We start from the raw sequence: 15397 nt of genomic DNA on the forward strand, positions 1-15397 counted from the left end.
AGTTCAATGACCGCCGCTAACGATAGGCGGACAAATCGCCATCGCTGGAGAGCAAAAAGACGGTGCCGTCCGCCACCACCGGTGAAACGGCGAAACCGTCGGACAATGAGCGGTTTTCCACAATCCGTCCATCAGCGGCCGAGACGGCGGCAAATCGGCCATCGCTGCTGACGACCAGCAGCCGCTCGCCGGCGAGTACGGGACCGAACCAGAGGATCGGCCGGCTGTGATCCTTTTCGTCCTCGAATTCCGCAAGCTGCGTCACCCAGGCGATGCGGCCGTTGTCGGCGTCGATGCAGACGAGAAGGTTATCGTTGGTCAGCTGATAAAGCTGATGTCCGGCGAGCCAGGGGCTTTGCGTGCCGCCGATGTCCCGGTCCCACAATCTCTGACCGCTGCGCATGTCGAAGGCGGCAAGGACACCTCCCGCGCTGATCGCATAGGCGCGCGCGCGATCGATCACCGGCCGCGCGCGGATTTGCGCCAGCGACGACAGCTCGTCGGTCCGGCGCGCGGGCGCCAGCGATTCGGACCACAGAGGCCGGCCGGTATCGGTCCTCAGCGCGACGATTTCGCCGGACGAGAACGGAGCGACGACGACGCTTCCGTCGGAAGCGGAGTTGGCGCCTCCCACCAGCCGGGCCGTCTCGGCCAGTCCCTGGTAGGGTGGCCACGCGTCGCTGCCGTCGGTCGAATTCAGCGCGCGAAGCTCGTTTTCCACGGTCACGACGAACACCAGCCCGCCTGCAACCGTTGGCGGCGCGTGCATCGGTAAACCGACGTTGCGTCGCCAGACGCGCTTGCCGGTGAACGCATCAAGGGCAATGACCTTGGAGAAGCCGGTGGCGACGTAGATCTTGCCATCATCGAAGGCGATGCCGCCGGGCTCGGCATCGTCGTCGTCTTCGTTCTCGGCGAGGTCATTGCTCCACAGGCGCTTGCCGGTCCGCGTATCGAATGCCGAGACGACGTGAAGCGCATCGATGGTGAACACTCTGCCGTCGGCGACGACGGGAGGCGGCAGGATTGGCCGGTCATCGTCGGTCCCGGTGCCGATGCTGACCTGCCATGCCGGCCGGTTCAGTCCTCCCGCCTCAACGTTCTGCATCGAATGGGTGGCGATGCCACCCGCCTGGGGCCAGGATGCGTTCAACACCGGCGCTGGCAGGACGATCGGCTCAGTACTGGCACGCGGATCGGCGGTTAACGCCCGCTGGTGCTCAAGCACCGAGATGCGTTCGCCCGGCAGCGGTGGCGCGTCGGCCTCGCCGAACCATGTATCGCATCCGCTAAGCAGCAAGGCTGCCAGCACGATTGCTTTCCACTGCCGTGCCATACGTCCGCTCCGATACTTCGATTTAAGTCCGCCGTTGCGCGCGATCAGTTCTCGCCGATCTGCGCCACTAGCTGCCGGGCGCGGGCACGCAGATCGGGCGGTGCCTGCGAATCGGCCGCCAGCGCCGCCAGGGCTGATTTCGCCTCGGCCGCGTGACCGGATCGCCAGTCGAGCAGGGCAGTCAGTTCGCGAGCGGAATAACGCCACGGATTTGAGTCCGCCGTCAGCGGTTGCAGCTTGGCGCGGACGGTGTCGGCGTCGATGGGAGAGGCCTCACTGCGCATGGCGACCATTGCGTCAAAAATGATCGCGAGATCACGATAAATTTCCGAGCCGGCCGTTTGCTGCAGCTGCTGATAGGCGCGGCGGGCTTCCTGGGGGTCGCTTTTCTCCAGCAGAGCCGCCTGCTGAAACGCGGCAAGCAGCGCATATCCGGCCGGTCCGTGCTCGGCGATGGCCTGCATCGCTTGTTCCGCCGCGTTTCGATCCTTGCCCTCGATCGCCATCGCCGCGAAAAACTCGGTGGATGCCGCGTCGCGCGCCGCGCTTTGGTGATTCTTCCACACCGTGTAACCGGCAACGGCGGCAACGAACAGCGCCGCCGCGGCGATGACGTAGCCGCCGAAGCGCTTCCACAGCTTGGCATAGCGCTCGCGACGGATGTCCTCGTCGATCTCGCGAAGCAGGCTGTCTTGCGAAAGGTCGTTCATCGTACCCGTGTCTCGGTCAATCTCGCGCGTGCTCGCGCCGCTGGCTCCAAAAGGCGCGACACCATACGCGCTCAAAGCGCGTGTGACAAACTTGCGGACGGCGGACGGCTTCGCGCCTCAGCCACCCGGCTCTCCGGCGGGGGCTTGGATCGCCGGCGAGGCGGTTCGGATATGGCGCGCGCACGCGTCGCGGAAGACGCGGGCGTCGACGGCCAGGGTTCCCGGCTCGGCGCCGTTGATGGCAACGGCGGACGTCAGCCCGGCGATGGCCGGGGCTTCCCCGGGGGCGGCGATCAGCAGTGGCGAGCCGGAATCACCGCGGGTGGCGTCGCAGTCGGTTAACAGCACACGGCCTTCGGCCAGATGCTCGAGGATGGTGCAACCGCGATGCACGGAGAGCATATGCGGGCGATCCTGGCTGTATCCGGCGCGCCATAGCGAAATGCCTTTGATCGCCTCGGCCGGGGTGAGGGGGCGGATGGCGAGAGGGCGAATGGTCAGCGGTTGCTGCAGCACGATGATCGCCCAGTCCTGGGTGATGCTCTCCGGCGTCAGGTGCAAGGCAGGTATCTCGCCGCCGGCTCGTTCGATCTTGCGGCCGATGCCGTGAGCGAAGAACTCGCCGCGGCGATAGCCGGCGAGAAAATGCAACTCTTGCGGAGCAACGATTCGCTGGGTGCGCACGTCGTAGAGACAATGCGCAGCGGTCAGGACGGCGTCTGCGGCGATGAGGGTGGCGGTGCAGTGCCCGCCGTCCTTGCGGTTGAGGCGGCCGATCGCCTGCCACGGCCAGGCCGACGAATCGACCGGCGTCCGGTCGTCGGGGCCGACGATCCCAGGCAGGAGAGGCCGTTCGGCCGCCGCGGCCATCGGCGTGCCGGCGACGACGAGTGCCATGCCGAACAGCAACGCAAACACCCAGCCGGCGGCTATCCGGCGGCTCATTGGTCGTATCGCCCGCCACGCTGGGGCAAGCCCCGCGCCGGCAGCCGATCGGGTCTCGGTTCGCGACGCATTAACCTCTGCTCAATCATCAAGGCGCAAGATCGAACAGGCGGCACCCCCGGCCGGGTTGTACGAGACGAAAGGACGCCGATGATCCCGCTCACGCACATGCGCCCCCTTCGCCGATGGTGCTCTCGCCTTGGCGGTGCAGCGATGCTGCTCGCCGTGAGCATTTCATTGAGCGGGTGTTTCGCCGCGCTCGGCGCTGGAACCGTCGTTGCCAGCAAGAAGACTCCGATCGATCATGTCGTCTCGCTGTTCACCGGCAAGGATTGCTCGATCGTGCGCAAGAATCGCGGCGATACCTACTGTGTCGAAGACGAAGTTGCCGCACCGGTCTCTGTCTACTGCTATCCAACGCTGGGAGAGGCCACCTGCTACGCGTCGCCCGACCCCTATCCCGGCGGCCAGCGCAGGCTCGGCAGCATCGCCGGCGTGGCCGCCGGCGGCTGATGCTCTCGTGTTCTGATCGCCGGCCCAGATGGCGGGGCTCCGGCTGCTGAGTACCCACGGCTCGGTCCTTGGCCCCGCCTGATCGCCCCGATCGTCGGCGCACGGCCTCGGGTTACTCCGTGTCGGGTGCGGCCGGCCGGGGCGGCGCGGACGCTGCGAGCGCGCGCTGCGAGCGCATCGATGCGGCTGGCGATACCGCCTGTGGTCGCCAGCCCGCCAGCGCTTCGGCCAATCGGTCGAACGCCTCGTCGTCTCCCGGAACACCGAACCGCAGCCATTCCTGCTGCTCGTCAAATCGCCGGACGAGAATTGCCGCACGGGCCAGCATCTCGAACAGTTCCCAGGCGCGCGTGTGCTCGATCAGCCGGAAGAGGCTGGTGCCGCCCACGGCGCGCAGGCCGGTGCGCATCAGCAGTCCGTCGAGCCGGCCGGCGGCGGCCTTGAGCCGCACCCGCGCGGCGCGTGCCCATGCGCCGTCGGCGAGGGCGACGGCGCCGACGGCGGCGGCGGGTCCGCTCACCGCCCACGGACCCAAAGCCCGGCGCAACCGGCTCGCCAAAGGCTCGCCGAGGAGGGCGAACCCCAGCCGCATGCCGGCGAGACCATAGAATTTGCCGAAGGAGCGGAGCACCACCAGATCCGGCCGGCCGGCGTGCGATGCGAGGCTGATTTCCGGCGCGACGTCGGCAAACGCCTCGTCGACGACGAGGAGGCGGCCACGGCCGAGGTGCAGCAGCCGCTGCGGATCAACCGTCCGGCCGTCGGGATTGTTGGGATTGGCGATGACGAGAATGCCGGCGTCCTCTGGCAAGCTGTCGGAGATGCCAACTTCGATGACGCGGTGTTCACCCGCCGCCCAACAGGCGCGATGCTCGCGATAAGTCGGGCCGACGATGGCGACGCACGCCGGCGGCAGCATCCGGGGTAGCCACTGGATGATCGCCTGCGATCCGGGCGCGGGCACTACATGGGCAGCGTCGGCCACGCCGTAGCACGCCGCCGCCGCCTCGCGCAGCCACGCATCGAGCGCCGCGTCCGGTAGTCGGTACCAGTACTCACGCGCGAGGTCGGGCAAGGGGTAGGCGTTGGGGTTGATGCCGGTGGACAGATCAAGCCAGCGGTCCCGCGGAATCGCGTACCGCTCCGCCACCGAATCGACTTCGCCGCCGTGTTGCAGGTCGTCCTCCGACATCACGTCACCTCCCGTGCCGTCATCGAGTCACGGGGCATCGAGTCACCGGGCGACCCGCATGTCTGGCGCGCGCCGGAACGGAGGCGGAAAGGCGATCTTACGGTCCTGATCATGTCCATCGAGGCAAGGCGATCGGCTTTTGCGCGCAGCGCAGGCGCAAGCACCGCGAACGAACAACATTGGGTGGCAGGAGAGCTGCGGCGCGGCGAAGCCAGCAGCAATGCCAATACTCTATCACGGGACTGTGCGCTTTCCATCCCTACAACCGCAGAACCCACCCATGTGTTGAATGGACCCAGCCTCTCGCTCCGTCATTCCGGCCTATCGTTCCGCTATCAATGAGAATTGGCTTTCGTGCATGCGATTGCCAGGGCCGATCGGACCAGGGTCGCGTTCGACCTTGTGCAAACTGCCGGTGGCGAAGCGAGCGAAACGGCCGAGCGCCAGCCTCAGGACCGAATGAGGCTCACCACCGCTCGCACAGTCAGTCCGGGTCGACAACCGGCCGTTCCGTTAATGGCGTCCGCTCTCAGGGAGGAGGCGACGGGTTTACCCCATCGATGAATGGGTTCGCCTCCCGACATATCGGCGTCAATCCTGCCGCGATAGACGCTCCAGGACACCCAGCACGCCACCTACGGGAATCGCCAGCCAGTCGGGACGGTTCGCCGCCTCGTAGCACACTTCGTAGAGGGCCTTTTCGAGCAGGAACAGATTGAGCAGTTCCTCGAACGCGGCGTCGTCGGCCGGCACGGACGGGCATCCATCGACTTCAGCGCGATAGCCGGCGAGGAACTGTTTGCAGGCCAATCCATGCCACGCCGCCATCTCCGTGCGTAAAACCTCGGCGACGCCGGGACGGACCTCGGGCCGGCGGTGCACCGCGGAATAGGCGGCGTAGTCGAAGGAGCGGAGCATGCCGGCCACGTCCTTCAGCGGCGATTGTTTCGCCCGCCGCTCGGCCATCGGCCGCAAGGGCTCTCCTTCGAAGTCGAGGATGTAGAAATCTTCGCGAACGACGACGACCTGGCCAAGATGAAGATCGCCGTGGACCCGTGTCTTAACGACATTATAGGTCTGGTTGCGGATACGAGCGATGGCGGTGTCGATGTCGGCGAAGCGCGATAGCAGGTCCTCGACGTCTTGATGCAATGTCTCGTTCAAGCCGGATGCGCGGGCATGCTCGAGGTCTTCACGCGCTCTGCGGGCCTGATCGAGGACCCCGTCCGTCCAGGCGATGACATCGGCGTTGCTGGTCGGCTCAGGCTGGAACGCGGGATCATCGACGGGCAGCGCGAACGCCTTGTGCATCTCGGCAATGCGCCGGCCCAAAGTCTCTGCCAGAGCGGCGTAGACGACGTGGGCATCGACTTGCTGTGTTGCCTCGTCTGCCGGCATGAATTCGAGCTGGCCAACAAGGCGATCAAGATAATCGAGGGTGAACCCCCAACCGTCGCCTTGATTGCGGACAAACTTTTGCAGAACCGCGATGGCTGTCGGCACGCCATCGGCGTCGATAAGCTCGACCGAACCCAGCAGCGCCGGAGCATTCTCAAAACCGCTCACATCCGTCAGGAACCGGCCAATTTCAACCTCGGGATGGATGCCCGGCTCGATCCGCCGGAAGGCCTTGAGGATGACATCCTCGCCGATGAGTACCGACGTGTTGCTTTGCTCGCGGCCCAGTCGCCCGGCTGCCAGCGCGTCGATGTCGTCGAACAGGGGAAATGCCTTCGTGCGTCGAAACATGAGCCGCCCGCCACGAGACGTCGGGAGTTCCTTCTGGTCCCGCGCGCCAATCAAGACGGCGCGCGCGAACTGCGGGCTCGCCATCGCGTCATGAATGGCGCCGATTCGCCCACCAATGCGGGCGCGTGCCAGTGTAAACGCCTGCAAACGGCCGAATGGATCATCTTGAGTGGTTTCCCAGGCGATCGCCAGCGGTAGGAGATAGCGTTGGCGCCGCTCTTCGCCGCCGGGAGTCGGCATTACCGCGTCGATCAGCGCGATGAGAAAATCCTCGCTGCCGGAGGCGTATTCGACGGCGTCGGCGAGATCGATCCGATCGATCCGGCTGCCTTTGGCGGCGAACCAGCGCTGGTTTGGCAGGAAGTCGGGCAGGATTGTCTGCCGCAGTAATGTGCCGTTGCCACCATCGATCACGCTTGCCCAGCTTCGGTTCATGATCAGCGTTCGAAACTCGGGAAGCGGCGCGACATGGGGTTCGTGCCACTTGGGCGCTTCCGTCTCCTCGGCGAGAAGGAACCAGTAAAAGCCGTATCCCGGCATGGTGATGAAGTAAGGCAGCGTGCCCACCGGCGGAAACGCGCTCTTGCCCAGCAACTCGACTGGCACGCGTCCGTTGAACGCCGCAAGATCGAGTTCCGCCGATTGGGGTGCCGCACTCATGTTGGCGATGCACAAGATCGTCTCCTCGCCATCGGAGCGCAGATAGGCGAGAACCTTGCGGTTATTCGGGTAGAGAAAGGACAGACTACCGCGACCCAGCGCCTTATGCTGCTTGCGTGCCGAAATCAGCCGGCGCATCCAGTTGAGAAGCGAAGCCGGCTGTCGCAATTGCGCTTCGGCATTGACCGCCTCGTAACCATAGATCGTGTCCATGATCGGCGGCAGATAAAGACGCTCCGGGTCGGCGCGCGAAAATCCGCCGTTGCGGTCGGGAGACCACTGCATCGGTGTGCGCACGCCGTTGCGATCGCCGAGGAAGATGTTGTCGCCCATGCCGATCTCGTCGCCGTAATAGATGATCGGCGTGCCCGGCATGCTCATCAGCAGGCTGTTGAGCAGTTCGATCTTGCGTCGGTCACCGGCCAACAGCGGCGCCAGCCGGCGGCGGATGCCGAGATTGATCCGCGCCCGCGTCTCGGCGGCATAGAATTGCCAGAGGTAATCGCGTTCTCGATCGGTGACCATCTCCAGCGTCAACTCGTCATGGTTGCGCAGGAACACGGCCCACTGGCAGTTGTCCGGAATGTCGGGCGTCTGGCGCATGATATCGGTGATCGGGTAGCGGTCTTCACGCGCCAACGCCATGTACATGCGCGGCATCAGCGGGAAGTGAAACGCCATGTGGCATTCGTCGCCATCGCCGAAGTAGGGCCGAACGTCTTCCGGCCACTGGTTGGCCTCGGCCAGGAACATCCGATCGGGGTAGTGGTCGTCCAGCCACTGGCGCAGGCGCTTGAGGACGAGGTGCGTTTCGGCCAGATTCTCGTTATTCGTTCCCTCGCGTTCGACCAGATACGGCACCGCGTCGAGGCGCAGCCCATCTACGCCCATGTCGAGCCAGAAGCGCATGATCCGGGTGACTTCGACGAAGACGCGGGGATTATCGAAGTTGAGGTCTGGCTGGTGCGAGAAGAAGCGGTGCCAATAGTAGGCCTTGGCGACCGGATCCCAGGTCCAGTTGGATAATTCGGTATCGCAAAAGATAATCCTGGTATCGACGTACCGCTGGTCGCTGACGCTCCAGACGTAATAGTCGCGCGCGCGCGACCCAGGGGAGGCAGTACGGGATTCTTGAAACCACGGATGCTGATCCGAGGTGTGATTGATCACGAGCTCGGTGATGACCTTCAGCCCCCGCCGGTGGGCCTCCCGGACAAACTGTCGGAAGTCGCGCAAAGTCCCGTAAGCCGGGTTGACGTTCCGGTAGTCGGCAATGTCGTAGCCGTCATCGCGCAACGGCGATGGATAAAAGGGGAGCAGCCAGATTGCCGTCACCCCCAGCTCGGTAAGGTAGTCGAGTTTCTGGGTTAAGCCGGCGAAATCGCCAATTCCGTCACCGTTGGCATCGTAAAACGCTTTGACGTGCGCCTCGTAGACAATGGCATCTTTGTACCAGAGCGGATCGCTGTTCATTTTTGCCGCTTCCCGTCCGTTCAACTCCGCACCCGCGCCCCTAAACGTTCGGCTCGCGGATGTCAATCTAACGCGCGCGCTGGCGAAAGGATGCGCTTGAGGTAGGGGCAGCGATCGCTGGCTGGCTGGCGGCTGAGGCGGAGGTGGCGCGCGCAAAAAAAGCCCCACCGCCAGAAGCGTGGGGCTTTTCTATGGGCGATTATGCCGACGTATGGAGCGCGGCCGCGTCGGATTCGCTGTAACTCGGGCGAAACCGACGCGACTTTGATTTACCGGCTCTTCTGCAGACTCGAAATAATCTGATCGAGCTTAGAACCGGTAGCCGGCGCCGAGACCGCCGTTCGGAATGCCTTGCGTCCACTCGTTCCGGAAGTCGTGGTCGTAGGCCGCCCGGGCGTAGAGGTAGAGGTTTTTGCTGACGTCGAAGTTGACGCCGAGCTCGGGACCGATCACCGCGCCGTCCTCAACACCCTTGCCGAAGATGTAGCCGGCATGGGGGCCGATGAACGGATGCCAATCGCCCAGATTCCACTGATGGGTCAGGGCGACAAGACCACGGCCGCCCCAGCCGTCGTCACTGCTGGTTCCGACGGTGTTGAACGCGGCACCATCGACTCCAACCAGCCAGTTCGGGGTGATGGCGTAATCGACGCGCACTTCCGGTCCGACCAGATTGCTGCTCTTAAGCGGGTTGCCCGGGTCCTTCTCACGAATGTTGTAGCCGTACCACGGACCCAGCGATGCCGACCATTTGGGCGCGGGCGGCGGCGGCGGCGGGGGCGGTGCGGCGGCGACGACAGGGGCGGGCGGCGCCACCTGCGCGACCGGCTTCGGAGGCAGCGGGAAGACGATCGAGACGCGGCGGTTTTGTGGCTCGCGCACACCGTCCTTCGTCGGAACCAGCGGGTCTTCTTCGCCGCGACCGACGGTGGAGATCGCCGAGGCCGGCACCCCGAGGCGCACCAGTTCAGCCTTCACCGATTCGGCGCGCTGCACCGAGAGTTTGTAGTTGTACTGCGGCGTACCGGAAAGGTCGGTATAGCCGGTCGCAACCAGACGGGCGGCACCGGTCTGCTTGAATTCAGCTGCCGCCTTCGCGACGATCTGCCGGGCTTCGGCGGTCAGGATCGCCTTGTTCCAATCAAAGAAGACGAGATACTGCGCGTCCGAATGCGCAGCGGTCGCTGCCGGCGGCATCGCCGGCTTGCCTGACTGTTGCGCATATGCAGCCGGCGCCATCAACGCCAACACGGATACACCCAGCAAAAGTGATCTCATTCCATAGCTCCGTTGGTATTCGTGCGTTCCGATGCGCGGCCTACACGCTTCAAGAGCATTGCTGGCGGCGCACCCATCCCACGACGCGAAGGGTCGTTCCCCACGTGTGGCCCGCTAATTACCAGATAAGAGTGATACATGCGTAACAATTCGCGTCAGTCCGACTTCAAAAGTCTGTTTTTTTCGGCCATTGAGATATTTCTACCCACTTCGCCGAACATCGGGATCTGCCATACGTTCTTCCTCCCCAGTGCACGTCACCGAGACGCAAGCTCCACGTTGTCCCAACGCGCAGAGCGACCTTCCGTTCCCCGCGCTGCGGTCGATGGTGGAGAGGCGCAACGCAGCGATGCTGGCATCGCGCCCGGAGTTCGCCGCGGCCGTCATTGCGTTCTGGGCCCGATGGTTCGCATATTCGATGCAACGGTCCCGGCGGGGCGCCGTTAGGTGCTGCCTGCTTCTTCTGGGGTGCGCGTCGAAATTTCCAACGCATGAACAGTGCCGGCGAGTTCGGTGGCGAGCGCGGCGTAAACGAGCCGGTGACGCTCCAGTCGTGCTTTGCCGGTGAAGGCGGACGCAACGATATCGATGCGGAAGTGCGTTTCGCCGCCGGGCCGAGCGCCGGCATGGCCCGCGTGCCGATGGGAGTCGTCGATGACGTCGAGGCGGACGGGACTCAGCGCCTCGGTCAATTTGCGGGCGAGCGTTTCGGTCATGGCGGTCATCGGCGGTGCCCGGAAAGCAAGTGTTCAGTCCGCGTTGTGATAGGATCGGCGCGCGGGGTCAAGAGACCCGGTCCGGTCGCGTGTCAGCTCGCGTCATCAAGCCGGAGGGAGGACGATGACGGAGACGACAGCCGTGAGCTGCTCACGTGCGGACGATGGAGAAGCCCGGCGGATGCGAACCGGGCACGCGGCACTGCTTCTCGTGCTGGTCGTCGTGCTTTGGGGCGTCAACTGGCCGATGATCAAGCTGGGGCTGCAGGCGATGCCGCCGCTGTGGTTTGCCGTTGCCCGCGTCTTTATCGGCGGCGCGACCATCGCGGCGATCATGCTGGCGAGTGGTCGGTTGCGTCTGCCGGCACGCGGCGACGTGCCGGTGATTCTGTCGGTCGGCGTCTTGCAAATCGGTTTTTTTCTGGCGACGACCCATGTCGCGCTGCTGTTTGTCGAAGCCGGGCGCTCGGCGATACTCGCCTACACGACGCCGCTGTGGGTCGTGCCGCTGTCGGCGCTGCTGCTCGGTGAGCGCATCGGCGCGGCGCAGATCGGCGCCCTCGTGCTCGGCCTTGCCGGACTCGCGGTGCTCTTTAATCCGCTGGCGATCGATTACGGCAACGCCGATGTGCTGCTCGGCAACGGCCTGCTGCTTGCCGGCGCCGCCCTGTGGGCCATCACGATCATTCACGTCCGTGCCCACCACTGGCACGGAACACCGCTCGACCTGATGACGTGGCAGATGGCACTGGGCGTTGTTGCGCTGGTTCCGGTGGCGCTGATCGTCGAACCGCACCCATTCGTCCATTGGTCATGGGCGTTTGCCGCGATCCTTTTCTATAATGGCCCGATTGCCTCCGCGTTCTGCTTTTGGGCGTTCGTAACCGTCAATCGCAGTCTGCCGGCTGCGACGACGGCGCTCGGCTCGCTGGGGGTTCCGGTGGTCGGCGTGCTGTCCGCGGCGCTGGTGGTCGGCGAACCACTTACAGCGGCAACCCTGACCGGCCTCGGATTGATTGGTGCGGGTGTGGCGGTACTGGCGCTTAACCGGCGGGACGAGGGCTGATGCGATGGTCAAACGATCGGGGCGCCTTGCTTCGATTGGTGCAAACAACCATAGTACCTGCATGCGCACTCACGAGCGGTCGGCCCAGGAGTTCGGCACGGCGGCGGCCAGCAGGGCGGCGGCCGAGCGCCGTTGCTGTGAGCGCGAGGGATGCGATCGCGACGGCGTACACCGGGCGCCGCGCTCGCGCCAGAATCTGCAGGAATATGTTTGGTTCTGTCTCGATCACGTGCGCGAATATAACGCCGCGTGGAATTATTACGCCGGCATGAGCGACGCTCAGATCGAGGACGACGTCCGTCGGGATACGGTCTGGCAGCGGCCTTCCTGGCCGCTTGCGGCCGGTCTTCACGCCTGTGCCTGGAGCGCGGCGCGAATCGACGATGGCTTTGCCGGCTTCGACGGCGAGCACCCGGCCCCGCGTCGCCAGCCGAAGAGCCCGCATGAAACGGCGCTGGCAGTCCTCGACCTTCGGCCCCCGGTTACGGCCGCCGTGGTGAAGTCCCGCTACAAGGCGCTGGTCAAGCGCCACCACCCGGACGCCAATGGCGGCGACAAGGCTGCCGAAGAACGGTTCAAGCGGATTAGCGAGGCCTATCGCGCCGTCATGGATAGCTTGGCGCAATGAGTTTCGTCGCTGGAGAACGATGCCTGGCTTTGTCGATCCAAATGGATACAACCACGCAAAGAGCGAATGATGACGGCGCATGTTCCACATGAGACAGTCAAGACCGGGTGCGTGCTGAACGCGCCCGACATCACGGTGTCTGTTCGCCAGACGTTCGGCATCGACAGCGATATCGACGTACCGGCGTTCAGCATCGCCGATGACCACGTCCCGGACGTCGACGATGCCTACCGCTTCGATCACGACACGACGCTCGCCATCGTCGCTGGTTTCGCCCACAACCGGCGCGTTTTGGTGCAGGGCTATCACGGTACGGGCAAATCGACGCATATCGAACAGGTTGCGGCCCGGTTGAACTGGCCCTGCATTCGCATCAACCTCGACAGCCACATCAGTCGTATCGATCTCGTCGGCAAGGACGCGATCGTCCTGCGTGAAGGCTCGCAGGTCACCGAATTCCGCGAAGGTATCCTGCCGTGGGCGCTGCAACGTCCGACGGCGCTCGTCTTCGACGAGTACGACGCCGGCCGGCCGGATGTGATGTTCGTCATTCAGCGCATCTTGGAAGTCGAAGGCAAACTGACGCTGCTCGACCAGAACCGGGTGTTGCGTCCGCACCCGTGGTTCCGGCTGTTCGCCACCACCAACACCGTCGGCCTCGGCGATACCACCGGGCTCTACCACGGCACGCAGCAGATCAATCAGGGTCAGATGGACCGATGGAACATTGTCGCGACGTTGAATTATCTGCCGCACACGGCTGAGACGGAGATCGTGATCGCCAAGGTGCCGCACTACAACAGCCAGGACGGCCGCGAAAAAGTCTCGGCGATGGTCGAACTGGCGGCGTTGACCCGCACCGGCTTCGTGAACGGCGATATCTCCACCGTCATGTCGCCGCGCACGGTCATTACCTGGGCAGAGAACGCGCAAATTTTTGGCAGTATCGGCGTCGGCTTCCGGCTGACCTTTCTTAACAAGTGTGATGAGGTGGAGCGGCCGACGGTAGCGGAATACTATCAGCGCTGTTTCGGGGAGGACCTTCCCGAATCGGCAATGCGCTCCGTCGTTCGCTGAGCCACGTGAAAGACAAGGAAGACGCGGCGAACTTATTGAAGCGGGTCACGTCCGCAGCCTTGCGCGCCGTCGCCGGGCGGCGGGACGTCGCCATCGCCTTCGGTGGTAACGAGGCTGAGGTGCGCGGGAACCGGGCACGTCTGCCCAACCCCGCAGCGCGTTGCCAACCGACCGATGTGGCGCGGCTCCGTGGCTCCGCCGATGCGCTGGCGCTGATCCTGCGTTACCACGACAACGTGCTCCACCATCGCCGCATGCCGCAGTCTCAGCCGGGACGCAGCATCTTTGAGAGCGTTGAGCAAAGCCGGGTGCAGGCGCTCGGCGCCCGCCGCCTCGTTGGCGTCGGCGCCAATCTCGATGCGCTCCTCGAGCATACCTGCCGGAGCAAGGGATACGCCAAGGTCGAGGGCCGGGACGAGGCGCTCATCGCTGATGCGATCAGCCTGATCGTGCGCGAACGGTTGACCGGCAGCCGGACGCCGGCCATTGCCGCGCCCCTCGTCGATCCATGGCGGCCCATCGTCGCCGAGCGATGCGGCGCGCAACTCAAACGCATGGCCGAGAGCCTCGGCGATCAGGCGTCGTTCGCCGAGGCGGCGGCACAGATGATCCATGCGCTGGGTCTGATCGACGAGGATGATCCATCGTTGAGTAAGGACGACGAAAACGAAGAGCAGGACGGCTCGCAAAAGCCAAACGATGAGGAGGCATCGCGGACGCAAGGCAACGAAAACGGTTCCGAAGGCGGCATGACAGCGTCGGGCGGCTCGGCGATGGAGATCGGCGAAGCGGTTCCGGACAAGCCGTCGGGCGACGACGACATGCGCGGGGAGGGGGGAACGTCGCCGGCGGGTCCGTCCTTGCGGCGCAACCGTCAACCCGAGCCGCCAGCGTCGGAAGGCAACGCCTACCATTCGTACTCGTCGGCGTTCGATGAGATCGTCGCCGCTGACCGGCTATGCGATCATGACGAGTTGACGCGACTGCGCTTTCAGCTCGATCAGCAACTGAGCAGTCTCGAGGGGGTCGTGGCGCGCCTTGCCAACCGGTTGCAGCGCCGGTTGCTGGCGCAGCAGACACGCGCCTGGCAGTTCGATCTCGAAGAAGGGTTGCTTGACGCCGCTCGTCTGACGCGCGTCATCGTCGATCCGGTCCATCCGTTGACCTTTAAAATGGAAACGGAGACAGAGTTCCGCGATACCGTCGTGACCCTGCTGATCGATAACTCCGGCTCGATGCGAGGCCGTCCGATTTCGGTGGCGGCAATGAGTGCCGATATTCTTGCCCGCACCCTGGAGCGCTGCGGTGTCAAGGTCGAGATCCTGGGATTTACCACGCGCGCGTGGAAGGGCGGACAATCCCGCGAGCGATGGGTGAAGGAAGGGCGGCAGAAATCACCAGGGCGGCTCAACGATCTGCGGCACATCGTCTACAAGTCGGCCGACCAGCCGTGGCGGCGCGCCCGGCGCAACCTCGGCCTGATGTTGCGCGAAGGCCTTTTAAAGGAGAACATCGACGGCGAGGCGTTGCTGTGGGCGCACGGGCGGCTGGTGGGGCGCGCGGAGCATCGGAAGGTACTTATGGTGATTTCCGACGGCGCGCCGGTCGACGACGCCACATTGTCGGCGAACCCGGGTAATTTCCTTGAGCGTCATCTGCGCGACGTGATCAACTGGATCGAAACGCGCTCGCCGGTCGAGCTAACGGCCATCGGTATCGGCCATGACGTCACCCGTTACTATCGCCGTGCGGTTACGCTCGTCGATGCCGAAGAACTGGGCGGAACGATGATGCAGAACCTCGCTGATCTGTTTGACGAGGATGCGCGCAACCAGCCGGCGAAGCCGCACCGGCCGACGGGGCGCATCGCCGGCCGCCGTCGCTAGGCGAGACGGCCGACGGTACATATACCCGGCCGCCATCGCTAGGCGAGCCGCGAACACGGATCCCTGACCGGAATTGTTGCGCACAAGCAACTGTGCGACACGATCGGTACACAGCCGATTTCTCAACCTTGACGTTTAATCCATAAGACTATTATGGGATTTTAACGA

The 15397-nt window shown here is 64.4% G+C and carries 12 protein-coding genes; 5 read left to right on the forward strand and 7 right to left on the reverse strand.

Translation table 11 applies throughout. The features are described from left to right. Nucleotides 1–16 precede the first annotated feature (16 nt). The 3 genes from IPK66_16715 to IPK66_16725 form a co-directional block, all read right to left on the reverse strand. Complete coding sequence (locus IPK66_16715) at nt 17–1336, reverse strand: PQQ-binding-like beta-propeller repeat protein (GenBank protein MBK8176834.1); 1320 nt, start codon at nt 1334–1336, stop codon at nt 17–19. A 44-nt stretch (nt 1337–1380) separates the two neighbouring features. After that, the gene (locus tag IPK66_16720; GenBank protein ID MBK8176835.1) at nt 1381–2046 is read right to left on the reverse strand and encodes a tetratricopeptide repeat protein; all 666 of its coding nucleotides are present in this window, start codon (nt 2044–2046) and stop codon (nt 1381–1383) included. Nucleotides 2047–2163: 117 nt separating this feature from the next. Next, entirely contained in the window at nt 2164–2991 is an 828-nt protein-coding gene (locus IPK66_16725) for a trypsin-like serine protease (GenBank protein MBK8176836.1), read from the reverse strand. A gap of 150 nt (nt 2992–3141) precedes the next feature. Here IPK66_16725 and IPK66_16730 point away from each other — a divergent pair, with 150 nt between their 5' ends. After that, nucleotides 3142–3504, forward strand: coding sequence for a hypothetical protein (locus IPK66_16730; protein MBK8176837.1), 363 nt, complete (start codon nt 3142–3144; stop codon nt 3502–3504). A gap of 112 nt (nt 3505–3616) precedes the next feature. Here the strand turns inward: IPK66_16730 and IPK66_16735 are convergent, their stop codons facing one another. The 4 genes from IPK66_16735 to IPK66_16750 form a co-directional block, all read right to left on the reverse strand. Further along, nucleotides 3617–4681, reverse strand: coding sequence for a threonine-phosphate decarboxylase (locus tag IPK66_16735; protein ID MBK8176838.1), 1065 nt, complete (start codon nt 4679–4681; stop codon nt 3617–3619). Nucleotides 4682–5287: 606 nt separating this feature from the next. Then, on the reverse strand, nt 5288–8578 hold the full coding sequence (gene treS, locus IPK66_16740; GenBank protein ID MBK8176839.1) for a maltose alpha-D-glucosyltransferase: 3291 nt from the start codon (nt 8576–8578) through the stop codon (nt 5288–5290). 309 nt (nt 8579–8887) lie between these two features. Beyond that, nucleotides 8888–9826: an OmpA family protein gene (locus IPK66_16745; protein ID MBK8176840.1), complete on the reverse strand. Its 939-nt coding sequence runs from the start codon at nt 9824–9826 to the stop codon at nt 8888–8890. 473 nt (nt 9827–10299) lie between these two features. Next, nucleotides 10300–10581, reverse strand: a complete 282-nt coding sequence (locus IPK66_16750) for a BolA family transcriptional regulator (GenBank protein ID MBK8176841.1) — start codon at nt 10579–10581, stop codon at nt 10300–10302. Between the two features lie 172 nt (nt 10582–10753). Here IPK66_16750 and IPK66_16755 point away from each other — a divergent pair, with 172 nt between their 5' ends. The 4 genes from IPK66_16755 (at nt 10754) to cobT (ending at nt 15229) form a co-directional block, all read left to right on the forward strand. Then, nucleotides 10754–11638, forward strand: coding sequence for an EamA family transporter (locus IPK66_16755; protein MBK8176842.1), 885 nt, complete (start codon nt 10754–10756; stop codon nt 11636–11638). Nucleotides 11639–11699: 61 nt separating this feature from the next. Beyond that, on the forward strand, nt 11700–12266 hold the full coding sequence (locus tag IPK66_16760; protein MBK8176843.1) for a J domain-containing protein: 567 nt from the start codon (nt 11700–11702) through the stop codon (nt 12264–12266). A gap of 69 nt (nt 12267–12335) precedes the next feature. Next, complete coding sequence (cobS, locus tag IPK66_16765; GenBank protein ID MBK8176844.1) at nt 12336–13343, forward strand: cobaltochelatase subunit CobS; 1008 nt, start codon at nt 12336–12338, stop codon at nt 13341–13343. Between the two features lie 5 nt (nt 13344–13348). Then, nucleotides 13349–15229, forward strand: coding sequence for a cobaltochelatase subunit CobT (gene cobT, locus IPK66_16770; GenBank protein MBK8176845.1), 1881 nt, complete (start codon nt 13349–13351; stop codon nt 15227–15229). The last annotated feature ends 168 nt before the right edge of the window (nt 15230–15397 follow it).

The sequence above is a fragment of the Rhodospirillales bacterium genome, assembly GCA_016712595.1.
GTDB lineage: Bacteria > Pseudomonadota > Alphaproteobacteria > Rhodospirillales > Defluviicoccaceae > Defluviicoccus.